Origin of the sequence: Marinovum sp. PR37 (assembly GCF_028807375.1) — a bacterium.
In the GTDB taxonomy this organism is placed as follows: Bacteria; Pseudomonadota; Alphaproteobacteria; order Rhodobacterales; family Rhodobacteraceae; genus Marinovum; species Marinovum algicola.
In genome coordinates, this window is sequence record NZ_JARAML010000007.1 from 103,334 (window position 1) to 126,181 (window position 22,848).

Consider the following 22,848-nt stretch of genomic DNA (forward strand, 5'->3'; position numbering starts at 1 on the left):
CATGGCTTTCAAACCCGCCAAATGGCCGCGCAAGTTGCGCTCTGCCGAATGGTACGAGGGCAGCACGAAGGACGTGATCTATCATCGCGGCTGGATGAAGAACCAGGGCTACCCCGACGATCTCTTTGACGGCCGCCCGGTGATCGGCATCCTCAACACCTGGTCCGACATGACGCCGTGCAACGGTCACCTGCGCGAACTGGCGGAAAAGGTGAAGGCCGGAATCTGGGAGGCCGGCGGGTTTCCGATGGAGGTGCCGGTATTCTCGGCCTCGGAAAACACCTTCCGCCCCACCGCGATGATGTTCCGCAACCTCGCCGCCCTCAGCATCGAGGAACAGATCCGCGGCCAGCCGATGGATGGCTGCGTGCTGATGGTGGGCTGCGACAAGACCACGCCGTCGCTTCTGATGGCGGCCGCGTCCTGTGACCTGCCGTCCATCGTGGTGACCGGCGGGCCGATGCTGAACGGCTGGTTCCAAGGCGAAAGGGTCGGCGCGGGCACGCACCTGTGGCGCTTTTCCGAGGCGGTGAAGGCCGGCGAGATGACGCAGGAGGACTTCCTCGAAGCGGAATCCGCCGTCACCCGTTCCTCCGGCACCTGCAACACCATGGGCACGGCGTCGAGCATGGCGAGCATGTCCGAAGCGCTTGGCATGGCGCTGTCGGGCAATGCGGCGATCCCTGCGGTGGACAGCCGACGTCGGGTCATGGCGCAGCTTTCCGGGCGCCGCATCGTGCAGATGGTCAAGGACGATCTGAAACCCTCGGACATCCTGACCCGCGAGGCATTCGAAAATGCCATCCGTTGCAACGGGGCGGTGGGTGGTTCGACCAACACGGTCGTTCACATGTTGGCCATCGCGGGCCGGGTGGGCGTGGATCTCACGCTGGACGACTGGGACCGGTGCGGGCGGGATGTCGCCACGATCCTGAACCTTCAACCCTCGGGCAAATACCTGATGGAGGAATTCTTCTATGCCGGCGGTCTGCCTGTGGTGCTGAAACGGCTGGCCGAGGGCGGCAAGCTGCACAAGACGGCTCTGACCGTTTCGGGCCAAACGATCTGGGACGAGGTCAAGGACGCAAAGAACTGGAACGAGGACGTGATCCTGCCGCTCGACAAGGCCTTGACGCAAAGGGGCGGGATCGCGGTGCTGACGGGCAATCTTGCGCCGAAGGGGGCGATCCTCAAACCCTCGGCCGCCTCGCCGCATCTGATGCAGCACCGCGGCCGCGCCGTCGTCTTCGAGGACATCGACGATTACAAGGCCAGGATCAACGATGACGCGCTCGACATCGACGAGACCTGCATCATGGTGCTCAAGAACTGCGGGCCCAAGGGCTATCCCGGTATGGCCGAGGTCGGCAACATGGGACTGCCGCCCAAGGTGCTGAAGAAAGGCGTCAAGGACATGATCCGCATTTCCGATGCGCGCATGTCCGGCACCGCCTATGGCACGGTGATCCTGCACACCTCGCCCGAGGCGGCGGCGGGCGGGCCGCTGGCGGTTGTCCGCAGCGGCGACATGATCGAGGTCGATGTCGAAAACCGGCGCCTGCACCTCGACATCACCGAGGCGGAATTGCAGGCGCGGCTGGCCGATTGGACGCCGGCGCATGAACGCGCCGAAAGCGGCTATGCCTGGCTGCACCAGGCGCATGTGGAAGGCGCGGATACCGGCGCCGACCTGGATTTCCTCAAGGGCTGCCGCGGGGCGCCCGTGGGCAAGGATTCTCACTGATGAAAATAGCCCTCGTTGGCATAGGAAAGATCGCGGTGGACGAGCATGTGCCCGCGATATCGGACAGCCCCGACTGGGAACTCGCCGCCACCGTCAGCCGGGAGGGCGCGGTTGACGGCGTGGAGGCCTTTACCGACCTCGGCGCCATGCTCGAGGCGCGGCCCGACATTCGCGTCGTCTCGCTCTGCCTGCCCCCGGTGCCGCGGTTTGCCTATGCGATGCAGGCCATTGCGGCCGGGCGCCATGTCATGCTGGAAAAGCCGCCCGGGGCCACGCTGGCCGAGTGCCATGCGCTCGAGCGGGCGGCGCGGGCAGCGGGGCTGACGCTCTACACCACCTGGCATTCGCGCGCGGCCGAGATGGTCGGGGCGGCGAAAGCCTGGCTGGAGGACAAGACGCTGACGTCGCTGACCGTGACCTGGAAAGAGGACGTGCGGCGCTGGCATCCGGGGCAGAGCTGGCTCTGGGAGCCGGGCGGTCTCGGTGTCTTTGACCCGGGCATCAACGCGCTGTCGATCGTGACCGAGATTCTGGCCGAAGACCTGCATGTCACCCAGGCGGTGCTGGAGGTGCCCGAGAACTGCCAGACGCCGATTGCGGCCCGGGTCGGGTTTTGCCATCCCGGCGGCGCCAGGGCCGAGGCCGTTTTCGACTGGCGCCAGCAAGGCGATCAGATCTGGGAAATCGTGGCGGTGACCGAAAGCGGCAGCCTCCGGCTGGCCGATGGCGGTGCAAGGCTCGAGATCGACGGCACGGTCAAAGGCGCAGCTGCGGCGCTCGCCGGGGAATACCCGCGGCTCTACAAGCGTATGGCCGACCTGGTGCGTCAGGGGCAGTGCGATGTCGATCTGCGTCCGATGACCCTGGTGGCCGATATCTTCATGCTCGGCCGGCGCGAACGTGTGGCGCCCTTTGTCGAGAGTGCGACCGATGCCGCTTGACCCGCCGACCGAGGAAAGCCTGACCATTGCGCGCGGGCGGTCGCGGGCGCGGATCCTGACCTATGGCGCCACGCTGGCCGACTTTCGCCTCGATGGCTTTACCCATTCGCTGGTGCTGGGCAGTGAGGACGCCGTCGCCTATCGCGGCCCGATGCGCTATTTCGGGGCCATTGTCGGACCGATTGCCAATCGCATAGCAGGCGGCCGGGCGCCACTCGACGGCGGGATCGTCACACTCGCGACCAACGAGGGCGACACCGCGCTGCACGGCGGTCCGCAGGGACTGTCGCAGCGCACCTGGAGCATCGAGAGCCGGGACCGGCATCGGGTGGTCCTTGGCATCGCGTCCGACCCGGGTGATGGCGGTCCGCCTGGGCCGCTGACGATCCGGGTGGCCTATGAGATCGAGGAGGACGGCGCGCTGCGGCTCGAGATCACAGGTCAGAGCCCGGCGCGAACTTTCTGCAACCCGGCCTTTCACGGCTATTGGTGTCTCGGCGGCGAGGGCCTGGCCGGGCATCGACTGCGTGTTGCCGCCGATCATTATCTGCCGACCGACCGGGCGCTGATCCCCACCGGCGAGATCGCACCGGTCGCCGGCACGGCCTATGACCTGCGAAGCCCGACGCCATTGCCGGCCGCTGTCGATCTTGACACCAACTTCTGCCTGAATGGCACGGGCTTTCGCAAGGTCGCGTGGCTGGAAACCGACCGGCTGACGATGACGGTGGAGACCGATGCGCCGGGACTTCAGATCTATGATGCCGCCGGTCTCGACACGCGCCCGGCGCGGGGCCATCACGGAAAGCCCTATGGTGCCTTTGCCGGTCTGGCGATGGAGCCCCAGCTCTGGCCCGATGCGCCGAACCACCCAGAGTTTCCCTCGATCGAGTTGAGCCCCAACAGGGTGTTCCGCCAATCCTCCCGTTTCAGATTCATCCGCAAGGAGACCCCATGATCCAACCATTGACCGGAATCCTCCCCGTGGCGCCGACGCCGTTTCACGCCGACGGGGCCATCGACACCGAGGGCATGACACGGGTGCTGGACTGCATGATCGACCAGGGGGTCGACGCGATCTGCATCCTGGCCAATTACTCGGAACAATTCGTTCTGTCGGATGAAGAGCGCGCCACTCTGACCCGGTTCTCGCTCGAGCATGTGGCGGGCCGGGTGCCGGTGATCGTCACCACCAGCCATTTCAGCACTCAGGTGGTGGTCGATCGCGCCCGCGAGGCCGAAGCCCTGGGCGCGGCGATGCTGATGATGATGCCGCCTTATCACGGTGTGGGTCTGGTGCCGGGCGAGGCGGCGATCTTCGAGCATTTCGCCGCCGCGTCGGATGCGGTCTCGATCCCGATCATGGTGCAGGATGCGCCACTATCGGGCGCGACCTTGCCGGTGCCACTGCTGGTGCGGATGGCGAAAGAGATCGAGAATGTCAGCTATTTCAAGATGGAAACACCGTTTGCCGCCGACAAGCTGGCGGCGTTGATCGAGGCGGGGGGCGAGCATATCGTTGGCCCGTTTGACGGCGAAGAGGCGGTGACCCTGCTGGCCGACCTGGATGCCGGCTGCACCGGCACCATGACCTCGGCGCTGCAACCCGAACTGATCCGGCCCATCGTCACCGAGTATCGCGCCGGCAATGTCGATGCTGCGCTGGCGCAATGGCGCGCCTGCCTGCCGCTGATCAACCATGAAAACCGCCAATGCGGGCTGCGTGCGGCCAAGACCGTGATGCAGGCGGGGGGCGTGATCGGTTCGGATCACGTGCGCCATCCGCTCAAACCGATGACGGACCGGACGCGGGCCCGGCTGCTGCAACTGGCGGCCGAAAGCGAGGTGATCGCGCTGCGCTGGGGAAAGTGAGGACAACAAGATGGCCTATGACCACAAAGGCAAGCATCTGATCGCAGGCGATTGGATCGGGTCCGACGACAGTTTTGACTCGCAGCCGGTGACCGGGCCGGCGCTCAGTTTTGCGGCGGGTGGCGCAGAGGAAGTGGACCGCGCCGCACGGGCCGCGGAACGCGCGTTTTCGACCTACGGCAACACCTCTCGCGCCGCGCGGGCGGATTTTCTCGAGGCCATCGCCGAAGAGATCGAGGGACGTGGCGCCGAGATCACCCGGCTTGGCTGCGCCGAGACCGGCCTGCCGGCCGCCCGGTTGGAGGGTGAGCGCGGACGCACCACCGGCCAGCTCAGACTGTTTGCGGCGCATATCCGCGCGGGCCGCCATCTTGACCGGCGTCATGATCCGGCGCTGCCCGAGCGGCAGCCCTTGCCGCGGCCAGATCTGCGAATGGTTCAGCGGCCCGTCGGGCCGGTGGCGGTCTTTGGCGCTTCGAATTTCCCGCTCGCCTTTTCGACTGCGGGCGGGGACACCGCATCGGCCCTGGCCGCTGGATGTCCGGTTGTGGTCAAGGGCCATCCGGCGCATCCGGCCACCGGCGAGATTGTCGCCGAGGCCATTGCCGCGGCCGTCGCGCGCAGCGGCATGCCGCCGGGCACCTTTTCCTTTGTTCAGGGAACCAGCCACGCCCTTGGCGGCGCCCTGGTCCAACACCCCCTGATCCGCGCGGTCGGCTTTACCGGCTCGCTGGCGGGCGGCCGGGTGCTCTTCGATCTCTGCGCTGCCCGCCCCGAACCGATCCCGTTCTTTGGCGAGCTGGGCTCGGTAAACCCGGTCTTTCTCCTGCCGGCGGCGCTTGCGTCTCGAGCGACCGAGCTTGGCGCGGCCTGGGCCGCATCGCTGACCATGGGGGTGGGCCAGTTCTGCACCAAGCCGGGCATCGTGATCGCCGACGAGGGGCCGGGGCTCGAGGCCTTCACTCAGGCGGCGGCCCGCGCGGCCTCCGATGTGGCCGCCTCGGCGATGCTGACCGAGGGGATCGCAAGCGCCTTCGGGCGCGGCGCGGCGCAGGTCAGATCGCGGCCCGGCGTGACGGAGATCCTCAATGCTCCCGCCGAGGGGCGACAGGCCGGGCCGGCGCTGTTCCGGGTCAGCGCCCGGGACTGGCTTGCACAAAGTGCGCTGGCCGAAGAGGTCTTTGGACCGCTGGGCCTTGTCGTGACCGCTTCCGGGCCGGAGCAGATGCTCGAGGTTGCCAGAAGCCTGAAAGGCCAGCTGACCGCAACGCTTCAGCTCGACGAGGCCGACACCGACCTGGCGCGGGAATTCGTTCCGGTTCTGGAACACAAGGCCGGGCGCGTGCTTGTGAACGGCTTTCCGACCGGGGTCGAGGTGGCAGATGCGATGGTACATGGCGGGCCCTATCCCGCATCTACCAATTTTGGCGCTACCTCGGTCGGCACCCTGGCGATCCGCCGGTTCCTGCGGCCGGTATGTTACCAGAACATGCCCGAGCGCCTGTTGCCGGCAGACCTGCGCGACGACTGACCGGCCTGCCGGCCCTGGCCCGGCTAAAGGTCGGTCAAGGCGCGGCAGAGCGGGTGTGAAGGGTCGCGCAGCCCGTCGATGACGTCGAAATGGTGGCGGTCGGCTTCGGCGATCAGGGGCACCGGAGCGTCAGCCGTGCTCCAGGCCTCGGACAGCAGCGCCGACTGACGCAGGAACTCGGGCCGCTCCACCGCCCCGACCCAAGCCGTCACCTCGACGTTGGGCACCAATCGGCACAGCGCCGGGCTTTCGGCGGCGGCCTCCTCGGGGGTGAGTTTGAGCGAATCGTTCATCGGGTTGAGTTGCAGCGGACGCAGGTCATGCACGCCGCTGATCGAAACCACCCGGTCGACTCGAGCCAGCACCTCGGGGGGCAGGGGGCTGTCGTCGCAGACCATGCGGGTCACGAGATGCCCGCCGGCGGAATGCCCGGTCAGACGGATCGGTCCGGGCACCCGCGCGGCCATCGCGGCGATGGCCCGCCCGATCTGGCCGGTGATCTCGCTGATGCGCGCTTCGGGGGCCAGGGTATAGCCGGGCAGGGCGACGGCCCAGCCCTGCGCCAGCGCGCTTGCCGCGAGATGGGACCAGTAGGATTTGTCGAAGGCCAGCCAGAAGCCGCCATGCACGATAACCACCAGACCATGGGCGGCCTGTTGCGGCAGGAAGATGTCATACGTTTCGCGCGGATGATCGCCGTAGGGCAGGTCCAACTCGCCTGCCACGTCCTCGCGAAATCGTGCCGCCGCGGCGGCCCATCTGTCGGGATAGTCATCGCCTTCGGGAATATGCGCGGCATTGGCAAAGGCGTCGCCCCAGTCGATCCCCGTCAAATCGCTCATCGTCAAATCCTCTCCCTTCGTCTGCCGATCTTTATTCAAGCATAAAAGGTTTATGCTTGAAATAACTTTCTGATCCGGCCACACTGCCCCGCGCCCGCCCGCCGCCGCCTGCGGCACGTCCCGGGTGCCGTGCAGCATGCGACGCCGGGTGCGTGGATACCATAGCCTGAAGGGCATGTGATGACAGATAACAGCTACGATCCGGGCGCCGAAGGCACCAAGATGTCCTTTTCGGACGCGATGTCATATAGCGATTACCTGAGGATAGACGAGCTGCTGTCGCTGCAACAACCGCTGTCCCCGGCGCATGACGAGATGCTGTTCATCATCCAGCACCAGACCAGCGAGCTGTGGATGAAACTGGCGATCCGCGAACTCTCGAGCGCGCGCGAGGCGCTTCTTTCCGGCCAGCTTCCGGCGATGTTCAAGATGCTCGCCCGGGTCACGCGGATTTTCGAGCAGCTCAATTCCGCCTGGGACGTGCTGCGCACCATGACGCCGGCCGATTACACCCGGTTCCGGGATTCGCTGGGCGCATCCTCGGGGTTTCAATCCTATCAATACCGGATGATCGAATTCATTCTCGGCAACCGGAATGCAAACATGCTGGCGCCGCATGAGCATGTGCCGCAGGTCCGCCAGATGCTCTCGGACGAGCTCGCGCGCCCCAGCCTGTATGACGAGGTGGTGCGCCTGTTGTTCCAGACGCTGGATGGCGGCACCGACGGGATGCCCGCGCCGCAACTGCGTCAGCCGCACGCGGCCATGCCCGAAATCCAGGAGCGCTGGAAGCTGGTCTATCAGGATGTCGAGACCTATTGGACGTTATATGAGCTGGCCGAAAAGCTGGTCGATCTCGAAGATTACCTCCGCCGCTGGCGGTTCAATCACGTCACTACGGTGGAACGTGTCATCGGCTTCAAACGTGGCACCGGCGGCTCTTCGGGCGTGCAATACCTGAGGCGGATGCTGAGCGTCGAGCTGTTTCCCGAACTGTGGCACCTGCGCGGAGAATTGTGATGACCGACCTGCCGAAAAAAGAGCTGTTTTCCCTGCCCGAGGGGGTGATCTACCTCGATGGCAATTCGCTCGGCCCGTTGCCGCGCAAGGCGCGCGCCCGCGCTGCGCAGGTGATCGACGCCGAATGGGGGCAAGAGTTGATCAAGGCCTGGAACACCGCCGACTGGATCGGGCTGCCCAAGCAGGTGGGCGACCGGATCGGCGGGCTGGTCGGCGCGCCCGAGGGGACGATCGCCACCGGCGACACGCTGTCGATCAAGGTGTATCAGGCGCTGGCGGCCGCGTTGAAGATGCGCCCGGACCGCAAAGTCATCCTGTCGGACAGCGGCAACTTTCCCTCCGATCTCTATATGGCGGAGGGGCTGATCGAGACCATCGACAAAGGGCTGGAGCTGCGCACGCCGGCGCCCGAGGCGGTGCTGGAGGCGATCACCGACGAGGTTGCCGTGGTGATGCTGACCCAAGTCGATTACCGCACCGGCAGGATGCATGACATGCAGGCGCTCACCCGGGCGGCCCATGCCGCCGGGGCGGTGATGATCTGGGATCTGGCGCATAGTGCCGGTGCGGTGCCGGTGGATCTGATGGCCTCCGAGGCCGAATTTGCCGTCGGCTGTACCTACAAATATCTCAACGGCGGCCCCGGCGCGCCGGCCTTCATCTACGTGCGGCCCGACCTGATCGAGACGGTCGAACCGGCGCTGTCCGGCTGGATGGGCCATGATGCGCCCTTTGCCATGGAGCGGCACTATCGCCCGGCCATGACAACCGAAAGGCTGCGCATCGGCACGCCGCCCATCGTGCAGCTTTCGATCCTTGAAGAGGCGATGAACATCTGGGAGGGCGTCGACATGGCCGAGATCCGGGCCGCGTCGATCGAATTGTCCGAACTCTTCATCCGCGAGATCGAAGCCCGCTGCCCCGATCTGACCCTGGCCTCGCCCCGCGATCCGCAACAGCGCGGTTCGCAGGTGTCCTTTGCCTTTGACAACAGCTATCCGGCGATGCAGGCGCTGATCGCGCACGACGTCATCGGCGATTTCCGTGCGCCCGACATAATGCGTTTCGGCTTCACGCCGCTCTATCTCGATGCCGATGACATTCGGGTTGCCGCCGGGCGGATCGAGCGGGTGTTCCGCGACGGGTTGTGGCGGGATCCGGCCTATCAGACCCGGTCGCGGGTGACCTGACGGGCCGGTCAGGGCTGTCCGGCCAGGAACATCGGCCCGCCGCGATGGCGCGGGAAGCCGTAGCCGTTCACCATCACCACGTCGATATCCTCGGCCCGGCGCGCGGTGCCATCGGCAAGCACTGCGCGCGCTTCGGCCTGCATTGCATCCAGCAGGCGGCGCATGATGTCGGCCGGGCGGTCAGCCGTGCGGCCCTGCCGCGCGCGCTCGGCCGCGATCATCCCGCGCACGGTCTCTGACGGCACCGGCCTGCCTTCGACGTAATCGTACCAGCCTGCGCCGGCCTTGCGGCCCAGGCGGCCGGCCTCGCAGATGCGGTCGGCGATCGCGACGTAGCGCTCGTTCGGATCGCGCGTGGCGGCGCGGCGTTTGCGCATCGCCCAGCCGATATCCAGCCCGGCCATGTCCTGCATTTCGAAGATGCCGATCGGAAAGCCGAAATCGCGCATGGCGGCATCCACTTCTTCGGGCCAGGCGCCGTCCTCGACGATGTACTCCGCTTCGCGACGATAGGCCGACATGATGCGGTTGCCGATGAAGCCGTCGCAGACCCCGGCGAACACGCCGATCTTGCCCAGCCGCTTGGCAAAGGCCGCCGCACTGGCAACCACCGTGTCGGCGACCGCATCGGGCAGGACGATTTCGAGCAGTTTCATCACATGCGCGGGCGAAAAGAAGTGCAGCCCGATCACCCGGGAGGGATCATCGAGGGTCGCGGCCAGTTCATCGATATCGAGATACGATGTGTTGGTGGCCAGGATCGCGTCGGGCCGGGTGGCGGCCTCAAGCTCGGCAAACACCGCTTTCTTGACCGCCATCTCCTCGAACACCGCCTCGATCACCAGATCGGCCTGCGCCAGCGCAGCATATTCCGTGCCCGCCGCAAAACGGTCGAGCGTGACCGCGACGGCGGCGGCATCCTGACCTTCGCGCCGCGCGCTTTCCTCCACCATCTCGCGCACCCGCCTGGCGCCGGCCTCGGCGGTGGCTGCGTCGCGTTCGACCATCCGCACCTGAAACCCGCGCCGCAAACAGGCGGTGGCGATGCCGGCGCCCATCGTGCCGCCGCCGACAACGCCGACCTCGGCGATCTCGCGGGCCGTGCCCTTGGCGCGCGGGTCCGACAGGCTGCGCCGTTCGGCGAAGAACACATGGCGCAGCGCCGCACATTGCGGGCTGGACTTGAGCCGCAGGAACCGCGCGCGCTCGGCTTGCAGCGCGTCCTCCGGCGGCGCGGTCAGGGCCTGCGTCACGGCCTCGACCGCCTCGGCCACCGAAACCTGACCGCGTGCCTTGGCGACAAGCCTGGCGCCGATCCCGGCGAGCGCCCCGGCGTCGAAGGGCCGTACCGGCCGGCTCAGCGTCGGCACCGTCCCGGTGGCTTTGCGGGCGCGCGTCAGGGCGGCTTGCAGCAGGTCGTCGCCGGCAATCGCGTCGATCAGACCGGCGCTCAAGGCGTCCTGTGCGGTAATCGGCTTGCCCCCGGCAATCATCCGCAGCGCCAGATCGCCCGGCACCAGACGCGGCAGGCGTACCGTGCCCCCGGCCCCCGGGATCAGCCCGAGTGTCACTTCGGGCAGACCCAGCCGGGTGCCCGGGGCGGCGATGCGGATGTGACAGCCCATCGCCACCTCCAGCCCGCCGCCCAGCACCGTGCCATGCAGCGCCGCGATCCAGGGTTTGTCAGAGGCTTCCACGGCCGCAATGACATCCGGCAGATGCGGCGCTTGGGGCGGGGCGTCAAACTCTGTCGCATCCGCCCCCGCGATAAACGTCCGCCCGGCACAGCGTAGCACAACGGCGGCGACCGCCGGGTCGCGCTCCAGCGTTTCGATCCGGCTCAGAAGCGCCGCGCGCACCGCCTGCGAGGTGACGTTGACCGGCGGATTGTCGATGGTGACGATGGCCAGATTGCCGTCGTGGGTCAGCTCTACCGTCATGGATCGGCCTTTCGAACGGGTCGGGCGCATTGATATTAGTTTAGGCCTAAAATTTCAAGCTTGAAATAAAATTCGGTCAGGTTAATCTTGCAGGCGAGCAAACCAGGGAACTTGGATCATGCGCATTGCCTGCCTGGGCGGAGGGCCGGCCGGCCTGTACTTCGCCATTTCGATGAAATTGCGTGATCCCTCGCACGAGATCACGGTGATCGAGCGCAACAAGGCAGATGATACCTTTGGCTGGGGCGTGGTGCTGTCGGACGAGACCTTGCAGAACCTCGCCGCCAACGACCCGGTTTCGGCCGCCGCCATTCAACAGCATTTCGCCTATTGGGATGACATCGCGCTGCATTTCAAGGGCGAGCGGATCGTCTCGTCCGGTCACGGCTTCTGCGGTATCGGGCGCCGGCAATTGCTGCTTCTTTTGCAGGAGCGCGCCCGCGCCTTGGGGGTGGCGCTGCGTTTCGAGACAGAGGCCGCCTGTGCCGAGGACTACCGGAGCAAATATGACATCGTGGTGGGCTGCGACGGGCTGAATTCGCGGACACGCGCGCTCTATTCCGACACCTTCAAACCCGATGTCGAGGAGCGCCAGTGCCATTTCGTCTGGCTGGGCACCCGCCAGACCTTCAAGGACGCCTTCACCTTCATCTTTGAAGAGACGGAGCACGGCTGGGTCTGGGCGCATGCCTATCAGTTTGACGATGACACCGCGACCTTCATCGTCGAATGCGCGCCCGAGACCTTCGAGGCCTGGGGCTTCGGCCGGATGAGCCAACAGGAGTCGATTGCGGTTTGCGAAAGGATCTTTGCCCGCCATCTCGGCGGCCACAGCCTGATGACCAACGCCACCCACATTCGCGGCTCGGCCTGGATCCGCTTTCCCCGGGTGCTGTGCGAAACCTGGCATCACGAGAATGTCGTGCTGATGGGCGACGCGGCGGCGACGGCGCATTTCTCGATCGGATCGGGGACCAAGCTGGCGCTTGAAAGCGCCATCGCGTTGGCGACGTTGCTGGACAGCGAACCGACCATCGACGCTGCCTTCGAGAAATACACCGATGCCCGCAGGCTCGAGGTGCTGCGGCTGCAATCGGCGGCGCGCAACTCGCTGGAATGGTTCGAAGAGGTCGAACGGTATTTCAATCTCGATCCGGTTCAGCTCAATTATTCCATGCTGACCCGGTCGCAGCGGATCAGCCACGAAAACCTGCGCGCGCGCGACAAGGCCTGGCTGGAAAGCGCCGAGCGCTGGTTTCTGGCCCGTGCCGGGGTGGCGCAGGACACGCCACTGCGCAGCCCGATGTTTGCGCCTTATGCCTTGCGCGGCATGCGGCTCAAGAACCGCGTCGTCGTGTCGCCGATGGCGCAGTACATGGCGAAAGACGGCTGTCCCACCGACTGGCACCTGACCCATTACGGCGAACGTGCCAAGGGCGGCGCCGGGCTGGTCTATACCGAAATGACTTGCGTCAGCCCCGAGGGACGGATCACCCCCGGCTGCCCCGGTCTCTATACCGCCGAGCACGCGGCAGCCTGGCGGCGGCTGACCCGCTTTGTCCACGAATATACCGACGCCCGGATTTGCTGCCAGATCGGACATTCTGGGCGCAAGGGCTCGACCCAACTCGGCTGGGAAGAGATGGACGCGCCGTTGAAATTCGGCAACTGGGAGACGGTCAGCGCCTCGCCCATCCCCTGGTCCGATGCCAACCCCGTCCCGCGTGAGATCACCCGGGCCGAAATGGACGAGATCCGGGGGCAATTCGTCGCCGCCGCCGAAATGGCCGACGGTGCCGGATTTGACATGATCGAGCTGCATGCCGCGCATGGCTATCTTTTGTCCTCCTTCATCTCGCCGGTCTCCAATCGGCGCACCGACACCTACGGCGGCCCGCTGGACAACCGCCTGCGCTATCCGCTGGAGGTCTTTGCCGCGATGCGCGCGGTCTGGCCCGAGACCAAGCCGATGTCGGTCCGCATTTCCGCCAATGACTGGCTGGGCGAGGAGGGTGTGACGCCGGACGAGGCCGTCGCCGTCGCGCGTGCCTTCCGCGCGGCCGGGGCCGATCTGATCGATGTTTCGGCGGGTCAGACCAGCAACCGGGCCCGCCCGGTCTATGGCCGCATGTTCCAGACCCCGTTCAGCGACCGCATCCGCAACGAAGCCGGCATCCCCACCATGGCGGTAGGCAATATCTACGAGGCCGATCACGCCAATTCGATCCTGATGGCGGGCCGGGCCGATCTGGTGGCGGTGGGCCGGCCACATCTGGCCGATCCCTACTGGACGCTGCATCAGGCTGCCCTGATCGGCGACCGCGCCGCGCCGGACTGGCCCTTGCCCTATCATGCCGGGCGCGACCAGTTGTGGCGGCTGGCAGACCGCGATGCCGAACAGGTGCGGGCATGAGACGGGTTCTGGTCACCGGCGGCGGCACCGGCATCGGCCTCGCGATCGCCCGGGCCTTCGCGGCGGCCGGCGAGGGCGTCACCATTTCCGGCCGGCGCGAGGCGCCGCTGCGTGCTGCGGCAGCGGCCGGCGGGTTCGACTGGATCACCGCCGATGTCACCTGCGAGGACGACATGCCCCGGTTGTTCGCCCGGCCCTTTGATGTGGTCGTGGCCAATGCCGGCAGCGGCCAGCCCGCCAAGATTGCCGACCTGACGCTGGCGCAATGGAACGCGACGCTGGCCGTCAACCTGACGGGCACCTTCCTGACCTTCCGCGCGGCATTGGCCGGGATGCCTGCCGGCGGACGGTTGATCGCCCTCGCCTCCACCGCCTCCTTGCAGGGCGGCGCGGCGATCCCGGCCTATGCGGCGGCCAAGCACGGGGTGCTGGGGCTGGTGCGGTCGGTGGCGCAGGACGTGGCGCTGCGCGGCATCACCTGCAATGCCATCTGCCCGGGTTTCGTCGATACCGACATGGCGCAGGCCGCCACCGAGGGGCTGATGAAACGCTTCGACATTCCCCGCGACGAGGCCGTCGCGCGGCTGGTCGGCGGCAACCCGATGCGGCGGTTGATCGACCCCGAGGAGGTGGCGGCGACGGCGCTTTTTCTGGCCTCGGAGGGGGCTGCCGCGATCAACGGCCACGCGCTCAGCATTTCCGGAGGCGAGATATGACGCTTGACGAGAAGATTTCGACCCACACGCTGTCGAAAACCCGGCTGCGCCTCTGGCTACGGCTCCTCAAGCTGACCGGCAGCATCGAGGCCGAGTTGCGCCGCCGGCTGCGCGATCAGCATGGCACGACGCTGCCCAGGTTCGATGTGATGGCAGCGCTGGCGCGCCATCCCGAGGGGCTGAAGATGAGCGAGCTCTCGACATTCCTGCGGGTGTCGAACGGCAATGTCACCGGCGTTGTCGACCGGCTGACCGAAGATGGGCTGGCCTGCCGCGTGGCCTTTCCGGGCGACCGCCGGGCTCAGGTGGCGCGGCTGACCGAAGCGGGCAAGGCGGAATTCGCCGCGCTGGCGGTCGATCACGAAAGCTGGATCAACGACATGCTGGACGGGTTCGACGAGGACGAGGCGCAACATCTCCTGGCCCTGCTCAGCGCATCGACGGAGGGAGGACCCAGACCATGACAGGCACCCAGGCCGAACATTTCCGCTGCACGGTGTCGGGTGGCATCGCCCGCATCGCGCACGACCGGCCCGAGCGGAAGAACCCGTTCACCTTCGACAGTTACGCCGCGCTGCGCGACTGGTTTCGCGGGCTGGCCTATTCCGAGGACATCCATGCCGTGGTGATCCTGCCCAATGGCGGAAACTTCTCTTCCGGCGGAGACGTGCATGATATCATCGGTCCGCTGACCCGGATGAGCATGAAGGAGCTTCTGGCCTTTACCCGGATGACCGGTGATCTGGTCAAGGCGATGGTGCATTGCGGCAAGCCGGTCATCGCCGCCGTCGATGGCGTCTGTGCCGGGGCCGGGGCGATCATGGCGATGGCCTCGGATCTGCGGCTGGCGACACCCGAGGCAAGGACTGCCTTCTTGTTCAACCGCGTCGGCCTCGCCGGCTGTGACATGGGCGCTTGCGCCATGCTGCCCCGGATCATCGGACAGGGCCGCGCGGCAGAGCTGCTTTACACCGGGCGGGCCATGTCCGCCGAGGAGGGCGAGCGCTGGGGCTTCTTCAACCGCGTGGTCGCGGCCGAGGCGCTCGAGGGCGAAGCGGTGAAACTGGCCGAACGCATCGTCGCCGGGCCGACATTCGCCAATTCCATGACCAAGACGATGCTGGCGCAGGAATGGAACATGAGTCTGGATCAGGCGATCGAAGCGGAGGCGCAAGCCCAGGCGATCTGCATGCAGGGCCGCGATTTCACCCGCGCCTACGAGGCCTTCGTGGCCAAGGAAAAACCGGTATTCGAGGGCGACTGATGGCTGACACATCTTACCGTTCCTGGCCGTTTCTGGACGAGGCGCATCGCGACTGGGCCCGGCAAGTCGAAACCGTGGCCGCCGGGCTCGAGATCGACCACAGTGACACCGATGCGGCCTGTCGCCGGCTGGTCCAGGATCTGGGCGCGGCGGGGCTCTTGCAGGCCACCGCGAGCCCCGATGGCGCGCTCGAGGTGCGCAATCTCTGTCTCGCGCGCGAAATCCTGGCGCACCACGACGGGCTGGCCGATTTCGCCTTTGCCATGCAGGGGCTGGGCACCGGGGCGATTTCGCTGTTCGGCACCGAGGCGCAGAAATCGCGCTGGCTGCCAAAAACCCGCGCCGGCAAGGCGATTTCGGCCTTTGCCCTGACCGAGCCGGGCTCGGGCTCCGACGTCGCCAATTCCACCATGACGGCCCGCCGCGAGGGTGATGATTACATCCTCAATGGCGAAAAGACCTGGATCTCGAATGGCGGGATCGCCGATCTCTGCACGCTCTTTGCCCGCACCGGCGAGGCCCCGGGGGCCAAGGGGCTTTCCGCCTTTGTCGTCCCCGCCGATCTGCCGGGGTTCGAAATCACCGAGCGGCTCGACACCATCGCGCCGCATCCCCTGGCCACCCTGCGTTTCACCGAGTGCCGGATTCCCGCCAGCGCGATGCTGGGCGCGCCGGGGCAGGGGTTTCGCATCGCCATGTCCGTGCTCGACGTGTTTCGGCCGACGGTCGCGGCGGCGGCGCTGGGATTTGCCCGCCGCGCGCTGGACGAGGCGCTTGCTCGCGTCGACAGCCGGCACGTGCAGGGCGCGCCCCTCTTCGATCTGCAAATGGTGCAGGGCCATCTGGCTGACATGGCACTTGACGTCGATGCGGCGGCGCTTCTGGTCTATCGCGCGGCCTGGGCCAAGGACACAGGCACGCCACGGATCACCCGCGAAGCGGCGATGGCCAAGCTTTTTGCCACCGATCACGCCCAGATCGTCATCGACAAGGCGGTACAGATCTTTGGTGGCGAGGGGGTGCGCTCGGGCTCCACGGTCGAGACGCTTTATCGCGAAATCCGCGCCCTGCGCATCTACGAGGGCGCTTCGGACGTTCAAAAAGTCATCATCGCCCGCGCCGCCCGCGCGGCCCATCAGGGAGACCGCGCATGACACTCCGCCCCTCCGGCCACGTCGACACCTTTGCCCGCGACAACCTGCCCCCCGAAGAGAACTGGCCCGACCTGCTGCTTGACGGTTTCGACTATCCCGACCGGCTGAATGCCGCCGTCGAGCTGACCGATGCGATGGTCGACAAGGGCTTTGGCGACCACACGGCCCTGATCGGCAACGGGCGCAGGCGCACCTACAAGGAGCTGACAGACTGGACCAACCGCCTGGCGCATGTGCTGGTCGAAGACCTTGGCGTGCAGCCCGGCAACCGGGTGCTGATCCGTTCGGCCAACAATCCGGCCATGGTGGCCTGCTGGCTGGCCGCGACCAAGGCCGGGGCCGTGGTCGTCAACACCATGCCGATGCTGCGCGCCGGAGAGCTGGTGAAATATGTCGAAAAGGCCGAGGTCCAGTTCGCGCTCTGCGATACCCGGCTGATGGAGGAAATGACGGCCTGTGCCGGAAAATGTCCGAGCCTGAAATCGGTCATGGGGTTTGACGGCACCTCGAACCACGAGGCCGAGCTGGACCGGCTGGCGCTGGAAAAGCCGGTGCATTTCGACGCGGTCGACACGGCACAGGACGACGTGGCGCTTTTGGGCTTCACCTCCGGTTCGACCGGCGCGCCGAAGGCGACGATGCATTTTCACCGCGATCTGCTGATCATCGCCGACGGCTACGCCAAGGAAGTTCTGGGCGTGACGCCCGAGGATGTCTTTGTCGGCTCGCCGCCGTTGGCCTTTACCTTCGGATTGGGCGGACTGGCGATCTTTCCGCTGCGCTTCGGGGCCGCCGCGACGCTGCTGGAAACCGCCTCGCCGCCCAACATGATCGAGATCATCCAGAAATACCGCGCCACCGTCTCCTTCACCGCGCCGACGGCCTATCGCGTGATGTTGCAGGCGATGGAAGAGGGCGCGGACCTGTCGTCCCTGCGGGCGGCGGTGTCGGCGGGCGAGACATTGCCCAAGCCGGTCTATGACGCCTGGATTGCCCAGACCGGCAAACCGATGCTCGACGGGATCGGGGCCACGGAAATGCTGCATATCTTCATTTCGAACCACTTCGACGATCATCGCCCGGCCTGTACCGGCAAACCGACCGCCGGCTATCAGGCCAGGGTTCTGCAAGAGGATGGTCGCGAAGCGCCACGCGGCACGATGGGCCGGCTTGCCGTGCGCGGCCCCACCGGATGCCGCTATCTACACGGCGAGCGGCAGACGGAATATGTTCAGGACGGCTGGAACATCACCGGCGACAGTTTCGTGCAGGACGAAGAGGGCTATTTCCACTTCACCGCCCGCAGCGACGACGTGATCGTTTCGGCCGGCTACAACATCGCCGGGCCCGAGGTCGAGGCTGCGCTGCTGGCCCATCCCGACGTCTCCGAATGCGGCGTGATCGGTGTCCCGGACGAGACCCGCGGCATGATCGTCGAGGCGCATGTGGTGCTGATGCCGGGTGTCACGCCCTCGCAGGAGCTGACCACGCGCTTGCAAGAGCACGTCAAGGCCACCATCGCGCCCTACAAATATCCCCGGGCGCTGCGCTATGTCGACAGCCTGCCCAAGACGTCGACAGGCAAGATCCAGCGCTTTTTGTTGCGGGCGAAGGACTGAGGCATGGCCTTCGAGATCGCGCAGAAGGTGCTGTTTCGCCATTGCGACCCGGCGGGGATCGTTTTCTTTCCGCGCTACTTCGAAATGATGAACGATTGTGTCGAGGCCTTCTTTGACGAAACGCTGGGCTGGCCCTTTGCCGAGGTGCACAAGACGGCCGCCGTGCCCACGGCCGAAATCCGCACCGGGTTTCAGCGGCCGAGTTTTCACGGTGATCGGCTGACCCTGCGACTGGTCATCACCCATGTCGGGCGAAGTTCGCTCGGCTATGACATGCGTGCGATTTGCGGCGAAGAGCTGCGTTTTGCCACAGAGGCCGTGCTGGTGCATGTCGACGGGGCGGGCAAACCAGCGCCCTGGCCCGAAGAGATCCGGCAGACACTCCTGCCCTTGAAGGAAGCGAACCATGACACATGAGATCATTCACCCCGAAGGCTGGCTTCCCGCCAAGGGCTATGCCAACGGCGTTCTGGCCCGGGACGGCACGCTGCATATCGGCGGCCAGATCGGCTGGGACGGCAACAAGCAATTCGTTGGCGGCGGCTTTGTTGGCCAAATGCGGCAGGCGCTGAAAAACATCGCGGCCATCGTCGAGGCGGCGGGCGGGCAGGTGTCTGATGTTGCGCGGCTGACCTGGTTCGTGACCGACAAATCGGTCTATCTTGCCCATCAGGCCGAGGTCGGCGCGGCTTATCGCGAGGTCTTTGGCAAGCATTTCCCGGCCATGTCGATGGTGGTCGTCGCCGATCTGATCGAGGATGAGGCGATGGTGGAAATCGAAGCGACGGCGCATATCGGATGATGGAGCCGGTCTATATCTGCGATTACCTCCGCACGCCGATCGGCCGTTACGGCGGCGCGCTGGCGACGGTGCGCAACGACGATCTCGCCGCCCTGCCGGTCACGGCGCTGATGGCGCGCAACCCCGGGCTGGACCCGGCGGCGGTGGATCAGGTCATCTTTGGTGCCGCCAATCAGGCAGGCGAGGACAACCGCAACCTCGCGCGCATGGTGGTGCTGCTTTCGGGCCTGCCCGAAAGCGTTCCGGCGGTCACCGTGAACCGGCTCTGCGCTTCGGGCATGGATGCCGTTGTCGCCGGCGCGCGTCAGATTCAGGTGGGCGAGGCCGATCTGGTGATCGCCGGCGGCGCCGAGAGCATGAGCCGCGCGCCCTTTGTGATGCCGAAGCCCGAAACCGCCTTTTCCCGCGCCGCCGAAATCCACGACACGACCATCGGCTGGCGGTTCGCCAATCGCCGGATCGCCGCGCAATACGGCACCGAGTCGATGCCGGAAACCGCCGAGAACGTGGCCGAAGCCTTTGACGTGAGCCGCGCCGACCAGGATCGCCTGGCGCTATCCAGCCAGACCCGCGCCGCCCGTGCGATTGCCGACGGGCGTATGGCCGAGGAAATCCTGCCGGTCCCGGTCGCCGGACGCCGTGGCCAGATGAGCGAGGTGACGCAGGACGAACACCCGCGCGAGACCACGCTGGACAAGCTGGGTGGGCTGAAAGCCATCTGCCGCGATGGCGGTAGCGTGACCGCCGGCAATGCCTCGGGGGTCAACGATGGCGCGGCGGCGCTGATCCTGGCGTCGGAACGGGCGGTCGCGGCGCAGGGCCTGACGCCACTGGCCGAATATCGCGGCGCGCAAAGTGCGGGTGTGGCGCCACGCGTGATGGGCATCGGCCCGGTGCCGGCGGTGCAAAAGCTCTGCGCCCGGCTCGGCATGACGCCGCAAGAGTTCGACCTGATCGAATTGAACGAGGCCTTCGCAGCGCAGGCCATCGCCGTCTGTCGCGAGCTGGGTCTCGATCCCTTTGCCGCTCACGTCAATCCGCGTGGCGGGGCGATCGCGCTGGGCCATCCGCTGGGCATGACCGGGGCGCGGCTGATCGGCACGGCCGCCATGGCCATCGCCCGCGGGGAGTCGCGGACGGCCCTGGCCACACTCTGCGTTGGTGTGGGTCAGGGGGTGGCCGTCGCCCTGCGCGCACCCTGATCAGAGCACAAGAACCTTCAGCGGCATCCAGATCCCCATGACGATCATCATCAGGTTTTCGGTCAGGGAAACGAACCCGAGGGGCACGTTGCTGCTGCCGCCGACACAGGCGCATTTCAGCTCGCGCCGATCGATGTAGACCGCCTTGAAGACGGAGACCGCGCCGACCGTGCCGATGAAGAGCGCCACCGGCGCTGACAGCCAGGTCAGCGCCCCTGCGACCATGAGGATGCCGGCAAAGGCTTCGCCGAAGGGATAGATATATCCGTATCGCACCCAGCGCCGGGCGAGGAGGTCGTAGTTCAGGAACATCGTCGAAAAGCTTTCGACGTCTTGCAGCTTCTGAACCGCAAGGAAGCACATCGAGATCGCGATGAACCATTCGGCGGCGCGTAGCGTCAGGATCGAGCCGAACATCGCCCAGCTCAGGCCAAGCGCCATCAGGAAGGCGACGGAGAAGATGGCGATGACCGGCTGATAGCTGGTCTCGTCGGCATCCTGCGTCTCCTTGCCAAAGTGGACGCGCAGATCGTCGTAGCCGCCGATCCGCTCATCCCCGAGCCAGGTCTGGGGCGTGGTCTCGACGCCATGTTTCTCCATGAAGGCATCGGTTTCCTCGCGCGTGGTCAGATGGTGGTCCTCGACCGCATATCCCTCTCTCTCCAGAAGAGCCTTGGATTTCAGCCCGTAGGGGCAGAGGTGATCCGGCATGGCCATCCGGTAGAGTTTCGCGGTGCGCGAGGCGGGGTTTGTCTGCTTGTTCATGTCAGGCTCCACAGCTGTAGAAGCCGCGGTATCCGGCGCTGAGCCCGGCGTCGAGTTCGAGCACCATGGTCGCTTCGACCGGCTCCGCACCGGCGGCGTCGAGCGAGCTGCCGTCTTCGGCGGCTTCGAGACGGATCGTCAGGCCCTCGGTGCCGAGACCGGACGCGGTTTCCCCGATGCGGACCAGATCGTCGCTCAGCTTGACCAGTCCGGCAGTTTCGCCATCGGCCTCACCCAGAGCGAGCACCGGCGGGCCGCCGGGGGTGTAGTTGAAGGTGCAGCCCGGGCCGCCGGGCAGAAGCTGCGCAATCTCGTCCTCGGTCATGAAACCGGGGTCGATCACCGCGACATTCGCGGTCGAGAGCGCTTCCTCGAGGCTCACGATACTCGGCGTGGCGGGGTCTTGCGTTTCGGGGGCATCGCCGGAGTTTTCGATCTCGTTGATCAGATAGCGCATCTCGGCGATCTCCTTGTCCTGCGCATAAACGATCTCGTCGGCGAGCTTGCGCACGCGCGGATCGGAAATTTCGGCCCGGCTCGAGGTCATGATCGCAATCGAATGGTGCGGGATCATCGCGCGCATGTAGCTGGTGTCCCCGACCGTCACCTGGCTGCGCACGAGCCAGAGCGAGCCCGCAAAGGCCAGCGCGGCCCCGGCGAAAATCGCCGTGTTGATCGACTTGTTAGAATACATCGAAAGCATGAAGGCGAGCATGATGATCGCCATCGTCGCACCCATCAGAAGCGCCATGTAGGCCCGGGTTTCGGACCAGAACACATGGGAAAGCAGATAGGTGTTCAGATACATCAGGATGAACATCACGACCGTCGATGTCGCGATCATTCCGGCAAATCTCCAATAAGACATGTTTCGTTTCCTCTGCTTGGACGGATACCAATACAGATGGAAAACGACATTCCCGCGCTGGAATGTTCCGGATTTTTTTGCAGCAATCGCCAGAGACGCGATGTTTCAATCGGGTTTTCGCGTCACCACGAGAAAGAGGGTCGAGGCCGAGCAGCTTATCAAGAGAAAGCCGTTCAGCGCCTCGACGCCGGCAAGAAAGCGGAAATGGCCGGTCGGGTAAATGTCGCCCAATCCAAGCGAGGAATAATTGACCAGTGAAAAATAGAAGACATCCATGAATGAATTGACGTCCTCCTGCTCGAAACCGCCAATGCCCAGATTGTCGCCCAGCGAAAAGCCGATGGCGTAAAGCCCGGCTTCGAGAATATGCGCGCCTCCCAGCCCGTAGAGGGCAAGCAGGAGGCGCGCTGGTGTGGCGAAGGTCCGCCGCGTTGCGGCGGACATCACCCAGCTCATGGCCGCGACATGGACAAGACCGCTCATGCCAAAGAGGATGAGTGCCAGAACAATGGCCCAGCCCATGCCCGAACCCCGCTACGCCGTGTTCTCCAGCCGGTCTTCGCCGCTCTGCTCCTTGGCAAGATCGGCGAGGATCGGGCAATCCGGGCGGTGATCGCCGGCGCAGGCATCCACCAGATGCGCCAGCGTGGCGCGCATCTCCTTCAGTTCCGCGATCTTGCTGTCGATCCGTTCGAGGTGGTGTTCCGCGATATCCTTGACCTCGGCGCTGGCGCGATGTTCGTCTTCGTAGAGCGCCATGAGGTTGCGGCAGTCTTCGATGGAAAAGCCCAGCGCGCGGGCCCGGCCCAGAAAGGCCAGCTTGTGCGCATCGCTTTCGCGGAACGAGCGATAGCCGTTCGCGCTGCGCAGCGGTTTCACTAGGCCGATATCCTCATAGTAGCGGATCGTCTTGGCGGGCAGACCGGACAGGGCGGCCACATCTCCGATATTCATGTCAGTTCCTC

At 65.8% G+C, this 22,848-nt stretch carries 22 protein-coding genes; 16 read left to right on the forward strand and 6 right to left on the reverse strand.

Annotation, left to right across the window (positions count from 1 at the left end; genetic code table 11):
• Nucleotide 1 precedes the first annotated feature (1 nt).
• The 5 genes from araD to PVW49_RS08350 are packed head-to-tail and all read left to right on the forward strand — an operon-like array spanning nt 2 to nt 6,088.
• Nucleotides 2-1,744, forward strand: coding sequence for an L-arabinonate dehydratase (gene araD / locus PVW49_RS08330; protein WP_274590324.1), 1,743 nt, complete (start codon nt 2-4; stop codon nt 1,742-1,744).
• The gene (locus PVW49_RS08335; RefSeq protein WP_274590325.1) at nt 1,744-2,685 is read left to right on the forward strand and encodes a Gfo/Idh/MocA family protein; all 942 of its coding nucleotides are present in this window, start codon (nt 1,744-1,746) and stop codon (nt 2,683-2,685) included. Before araD ends, PVW49_RS08335 begins: the two co-directional genes overlap by 1 nt.
• The gene (locus PVW49_RS08340) at nt 2,675-3,643 is read left to right on the forward strand and encodes an aldose epimerase family protein (protein WP_274590326.1); all 969 of its coding nucleotides are present in this window, start codon (nt 2,675-2,677) and stop codon (nt 3,641-3,643) included. The genes PVW49_RS08335 and PVW49_RS08340 overlap by 11 nt, the downstream gene beginning before the upstream one ends.
• Nucleotides 3,640-4,557, forward strand: coding sequence for a dihydrodipicolinate synthase family protein (locus PVW49_RS08345; RefSeq protein ID WP_274590327.1), 918 nt, complete (start codon nt 3,640-3,642; stop codon nt 4,555-4,557). The genes PVW49_RS08340 and PVW49_RS08345 overlap by 4 nt, the downstream gene beginning before the upstream one ends.
• A gap of 10 nt (nt 4,558-4,567) precedes the next feature.
• Nucleotides 4,568-6,088, forward strand: a complete 1,521-nt coding sequence (locus tag PVW49_RS08350) for an aldehyde dehydrogenase (NADP(+)) (RefSeq protein WP_274590328.1) — start codon at nt 4,568-4,570, stop codon at nt 6,086-6,088.
• Nucleotides 6,089-6,111: 23 nt separating this feature from the next.
• Here PVW49_RS08350 and PVW49_RS08355 read toward each other — a convergent pair whose 3' ends face one another.
• The gene (locus tag PVW49_RS08355; protein ID WP_274590329.1) at nt 6,112-6,930 is read right to left on the reverse strand and encodes an alpha/beta hydrolase; all 819 of its coding nucleotides are present in this window, start codon (nt 6,928-6,930) and stop codon (nt 6,112-6,114) included.
• 180 nt (nt 6,931-7,110) lie between these two features.
• Between PVW49_RS08355 and PVW49_RS08360 the strand changes: the two genes are divergently transcribed.
• Together PVW49_RS08360 and kynU are read left to right on the forward strand one after the other, a co-directional pair.
• Nucleotides 7,111-7,950 carry a tryptophan 2,3-dioxygenase gene (locus tag PVW49_RS08360; RefSeq protein ID WP_274590330.1) on the forward strand — a complete coding sequence of 280 codons (840 nt, stop codon included), beginning with the start codon at nt 7,111-7,113 and terminating at the stop codon, nt 7,948-7,950.
• Nucleotides 7,950-9,140, forward strand: a complete 1,191-nt coding sequence (kynU, locus tag PVW49_RS08365) for a kynureninase (protein ID WP_274590331.1) — start codon at nt 7,950-7,952, stop codon at nt 9,138-9,140. Before PVW49_RS08360 ends, kynU begins: the two co-directional genes overlap by 1 nt.
• An 8-nt stretch (nt 9,141-9,148) precedes the next feature.
• Here the strand turns inward: kynU and PVW49_RS08370 are convergent, their stop codons facing one another.
• Nucleotides 9,149-11,080, reverse strand: coding sequence for a 3-hydroxyacyl-CoA dehydrogenase NAD-binding domain-containing protein (locus PVW49_RS08370; RefSeq protein WP_274590332.1), 1,932 nt, complete (start codon nt 11,078-11,080; stop codon nt 9,149-9,151).
• 118 nt (nt 11,081-11,198) lie between these two features.
• Here PVW49_RS08370 and PVW49_RS08375 point away from each other — a divergent pair, with 118 nt between their 5' ends.
• From PVW49_RS08375 to pcaF, 9 genes are read left to right on the forward strand one after another with little or no spacing between them, the layout of a single operon-like run.
• Nucleotides 11,199-13,493 carry a bifunctional salicylyl-CoA 5-hydroxylase/oxidoreductase gene (locus PVW49_RS08375; protein ID WP_274590333.1) on the forward strand — a complete coding sequence of 765 codons (2,295 nt, stop codon included), beginning with the start codon at nt 11,199-11,201 and terminating at the stop codon, nt 13,491-13,493.
• The gene (locus PVW49_RS08380; protein ID WP_274590334.1) at nt 13,490-14,209 is read left to right on the forward strand and encodes an SDR family NAD(P)-dependent oxidoreductase; all 720 of its coding nucleotides are present in this window, start codon (nt 13,490-13,492) and stop codon (nt 14,207-14,209) included. Before PVW49_RS08375 ends, PVW49_RS08380 begins: the two co-directional genes overlap by 4 nt.
• The gene (locus PVW49_RS08385) at nt 14,206-14,673 is read left to right on the forward strand and encodes a MarR family winged helix-turn-helix transcriptional regulator (RefSeq protein WP_274590335.1); all 468 of its coding nucleotides are present in this window, start codon (nt 14,206-14,208) and stop codon (nt 14,671-14,673) included. The genes PVW49_RS08380 and PVW49_RS08385 overlap by 4 nt, the downstream gene beginning before the upstream one ends.
• Nucleotides 14,670-15,473 (forward strand): enoyl-CoA hydratase family protein, encoded by an 804-nt coding sequence (locus PVW49_RS08390; RefSeq protein WP_274590336.1) that lies wholly within the window; start codon nt 14,670-14,672, stop codon nt 15,471-15,473. Before PVW49_RS08385 ends, PVW49_RS08390 begins: the two co-directional genes overlap by 4 nt.
• Nucleotides 15,473-16,627 carry an acyl-CoA dehydrogenase family protein gene (locus tag PVW49_RS08395; protein WP_274590337.1) on the forward strand — a complete coding sequence of 385 codons (1,155 nt, stop codon included), beginning with the start codon at nt 15,473-15,475 and terminating at the stop codon, nt 16,625-16,627. The genes PVW49_RS08390 and PVW49_RS08395 overlap by 1 nt, the downstream gene beginning before the upstream one ends.
• Entirely contained in the window at nt 16,624-18,246 is a 1,623-nt protein-coding gene (locus tag PVW49_RS08400) for an AMP-binding protein (protein ID WP_274590338.1), read from the forward strand. Before PVW49_RS08395 ends, PVW49_RS08400 begins: the two co-directional genes overlap by 4 nt.
• 3 nt (nt 18,247-18,249) lie before the next feature.
• On the forward strand, nt 18,250-18,663 hold the full coding sequence (locus tag PVW49_RS08405) for an acyl-CoA thioesterase (protein ID WP_048535076.1): 414 nt from the start codon (nt 18,250-18,252) through the stop codon (nt 18,661-18,663).
• Nucleotides 18,653-19,048, forward strand: a complete 396-nt coding sequence (locus PVW49_RS08410) for a RidA family protein (protein ID WP_274590339.1) — start codon at nt 18,653-18,655, stop codon at nt 19,046-19,048. Before PVW49_RS08405 ends, PVW49_RS08410 begins: the two co-directional genes overlap by 11 nt.
• Nucleotides 19,048-20,250: a 3-oxoadipyl-CoA thiolase gene (pcaF, locus tag PVW49_RS08415; protein ID WP_274590375.1), complete on the forward strand. Its 1,203-nt coding sequence runs from the start codon at nt 19,048-19,050 to the stop codon at nt 20,248-20,250. The genes PVW49_RS08410 and pcaF overlap by 1 nt, the downstream gene beginning before the upstream one ends.
• On the opposite strand, the gene PVW49_RS08420 is transcribed toward pcaF, so the two are convergent.
• From PVW49_RS08420 to cueR, 4 genes are all read right to left on the reverse strand, one after another.
• On the reverse strand, nt 20,251-21,015 hold the full coding sequence (locus tag PVW49_RS08420) for a glutaredoxin (protein WP_274590340.1): 765 nt from the start codon (nt 21,013-21,015) through the stop codon (nt 20,251-20,253).
• 1 nt (nt 21,016) lies between these two features.
• Nucleotides 21,017-21,883 carry a DUF305 domain-containing protein gene (locus PVW49_RS08425; protein ID WP_274590341.1) on the reverse strand — a complete coding sequence of 289 codons (867 nt, stop codon included), beginning with the start codon at nt 21,881-21,883 and terminating at the stop codon, nt 21,017-21,019.
• Between the two features lie 105 nt (nt 21,884-21,988).
• Nucleotides 21,989-22,405: an ion channel gene (locus tag PVW49_RS08430; protein ID WP_048535065.1), complete on the reverse strand. Its 417-nt coding sequence runs from the start codon at nt 22,403-22,405 to the stop codon at nt 21,989-21,991.
• Nucleotides 22,406-22,417: 12 nt separating this feature from the next.
• Nucleotides 22,418-22,837, reverse strand: a complete 420-nt coding sequence (gene cueR / locus PVW49_RS08435; protein WP_048535064.1) for a Cu(I)-responsive transcriptional regulator — start codon at nt 22,835-22,837, stop codon at nt 22,418-22,420.
• Between the last annotated feature and the right edge of the window lie 11 nt (nt 22,838-22,848).

Bases quoted from the DNA above. Each gene is read 5' to 3' on its own strand.
- PVW49_RS08335 (WP_274590325.1), top strand. From the start codon at position 1,744: ATGAAAATAGCCCTCGTTGGCATAGGAAAGATCGCGGTGGACGAGCAT.
- PVW49_RS08350 (WP_274590328.1), top strand. From the start codon at position 4,568: ATGGCCTATGACCACAAAGGCAAGCATCTGATCGCAGGCGATTGGATC.
- PVW49_RS08345 (WP_274590327.1), top strand. From the start codon at position 3,640: ATGATCCAACCATTGACCGGAATCCTCCCCGTGGCGCCGACGCCGTTT.
- pcaF (WP_274590375.1), top strand. From the start codon at position 19,048: ATGGAGCCGGTCTATATCTGCGATTACCTCCGCACGCCGATCGGCCGT.
- araD (WP_274590324.1), top strand. From the start codon at position 2: ATGGCTTTCAAACCCGCCAAATGGCCGCGCAAGTTGCGCTCTGCCGAA.
- PVW49_RS08380 (WP_274590334.1), top strand. From the start codon at position 13,490: ATGAGACGGGTTCTGGTCACCGGCGGCGGCACCGGCATCGGCCTCGCG.
- kynU (WP_274590331.1), top strand. From the start codon at position 7,950: ATGACCGACCTGCCGAAAAAAGAGCTGTTTTCCCTGCCCGAGGGGGTG.
- PVW49_RS08390 (WP_274590336.1), top strand. From the start codon at position 14,670: ATGACAGGCACCCAGGCCGAACATTTCCGCTGCACGGTGTCGGGTGGC.
- PVW49_RS08340 (WP_274590326.1), top strand. From the start codon at position 2,675: ATGCCGCTTGACCCGCCGACCGAGGAAAGCCTGACCATTGCGCGCGGG.
- PVW49_RS08395 (WP_274590337.1), top strand. From the start codon at position 15,473: ATGGCTGACACATCTTACCGTTCCTGGCCGTTTCTGGACGAGGCGCAT.
- cueR (WP_048535064.1), bottom strand. From the start codon at position 22,837: ATGAATATCGGAGATGTGGCCGCCCTGTCCGGTCTGCCCGCCAAGACG.
- PVW49_RS08370 (WP_274590332.1), bottom strand. From the start codon at position 11,080: ATGACGGTAGAGCTGACCCACGACGGCAATCTGGCCATCGTCACCATC.
- PVW49_RS08410 (WP_274590339.1), top strand. From the start codon at position 18,653: ATGACACATGAGATCATTCACCCCGAAGGCTGGCTTCCCGCCAAGGGC.
- PVW49_RS08400 (WP_274590338.1), top strand. From the start codon at position 16,624: ATGACACTCCGCCCCTCCGGCCACGTCGACACCTTTGCCCGCGACAAC.
- PVW49_RS08375 (WP_274590333.1), top strand. From the start codon at position 11,199: ATGCGCATTGCCTGCCTGGGCGGAGGGCCGGCCGGCCTGTACTTCGCC.
- PVW49_RS08405 (WP_048535076.1), top strand. From the start codon at position 18,250: ATGGCCTTCGAGATCGCGCAGAAGGTGCTGTTTCGCCATTGCGACCCG.
- PVW49_RS08355 (WP_274590329.1), bottom strand. From the start codon at position 6,930: ATGAGCGATTTGACGGGGATCGACTGGGGCGACGCCTTTGCCAATGCC.
- PVW49_RS08360 (WP_274590330.1), top strand. From the start codon at position 7,111: ATGACAGATAACAGCTACGATCCGGGCGCCGAAGGCACCAAGATGTCC.
- PVW49_RS08385 (WP_274590335.1), top strand. From the start codon at position 14,206: ATGACGCTTGACGAGAAGATTTCGACCCACACGCTGTCGAAAACCCGG.
- PVW49_RS08420 (WP_274590340.1), bottom strand. From the start codon at position 21,015: ATGAACAAGCAGACAAACCCCGCCTCGCGCACCGCGAAACTCTACCGG.
- PVW49_RS08430 (WP_048535065.1), bottom strand. From the start codon at position 22,405: ATGGGCTGGGCCATTGTTCTGGCACTCATCCTCTTTGGCATGAGCGGT.
- PVW49_RS08425 (WP_274590341.1), bottom strand. From the start codon at position 21,883: ATGTCTTATTGGAGATTTGCCGGAATGATCGCGACATCGACGGTCGTG.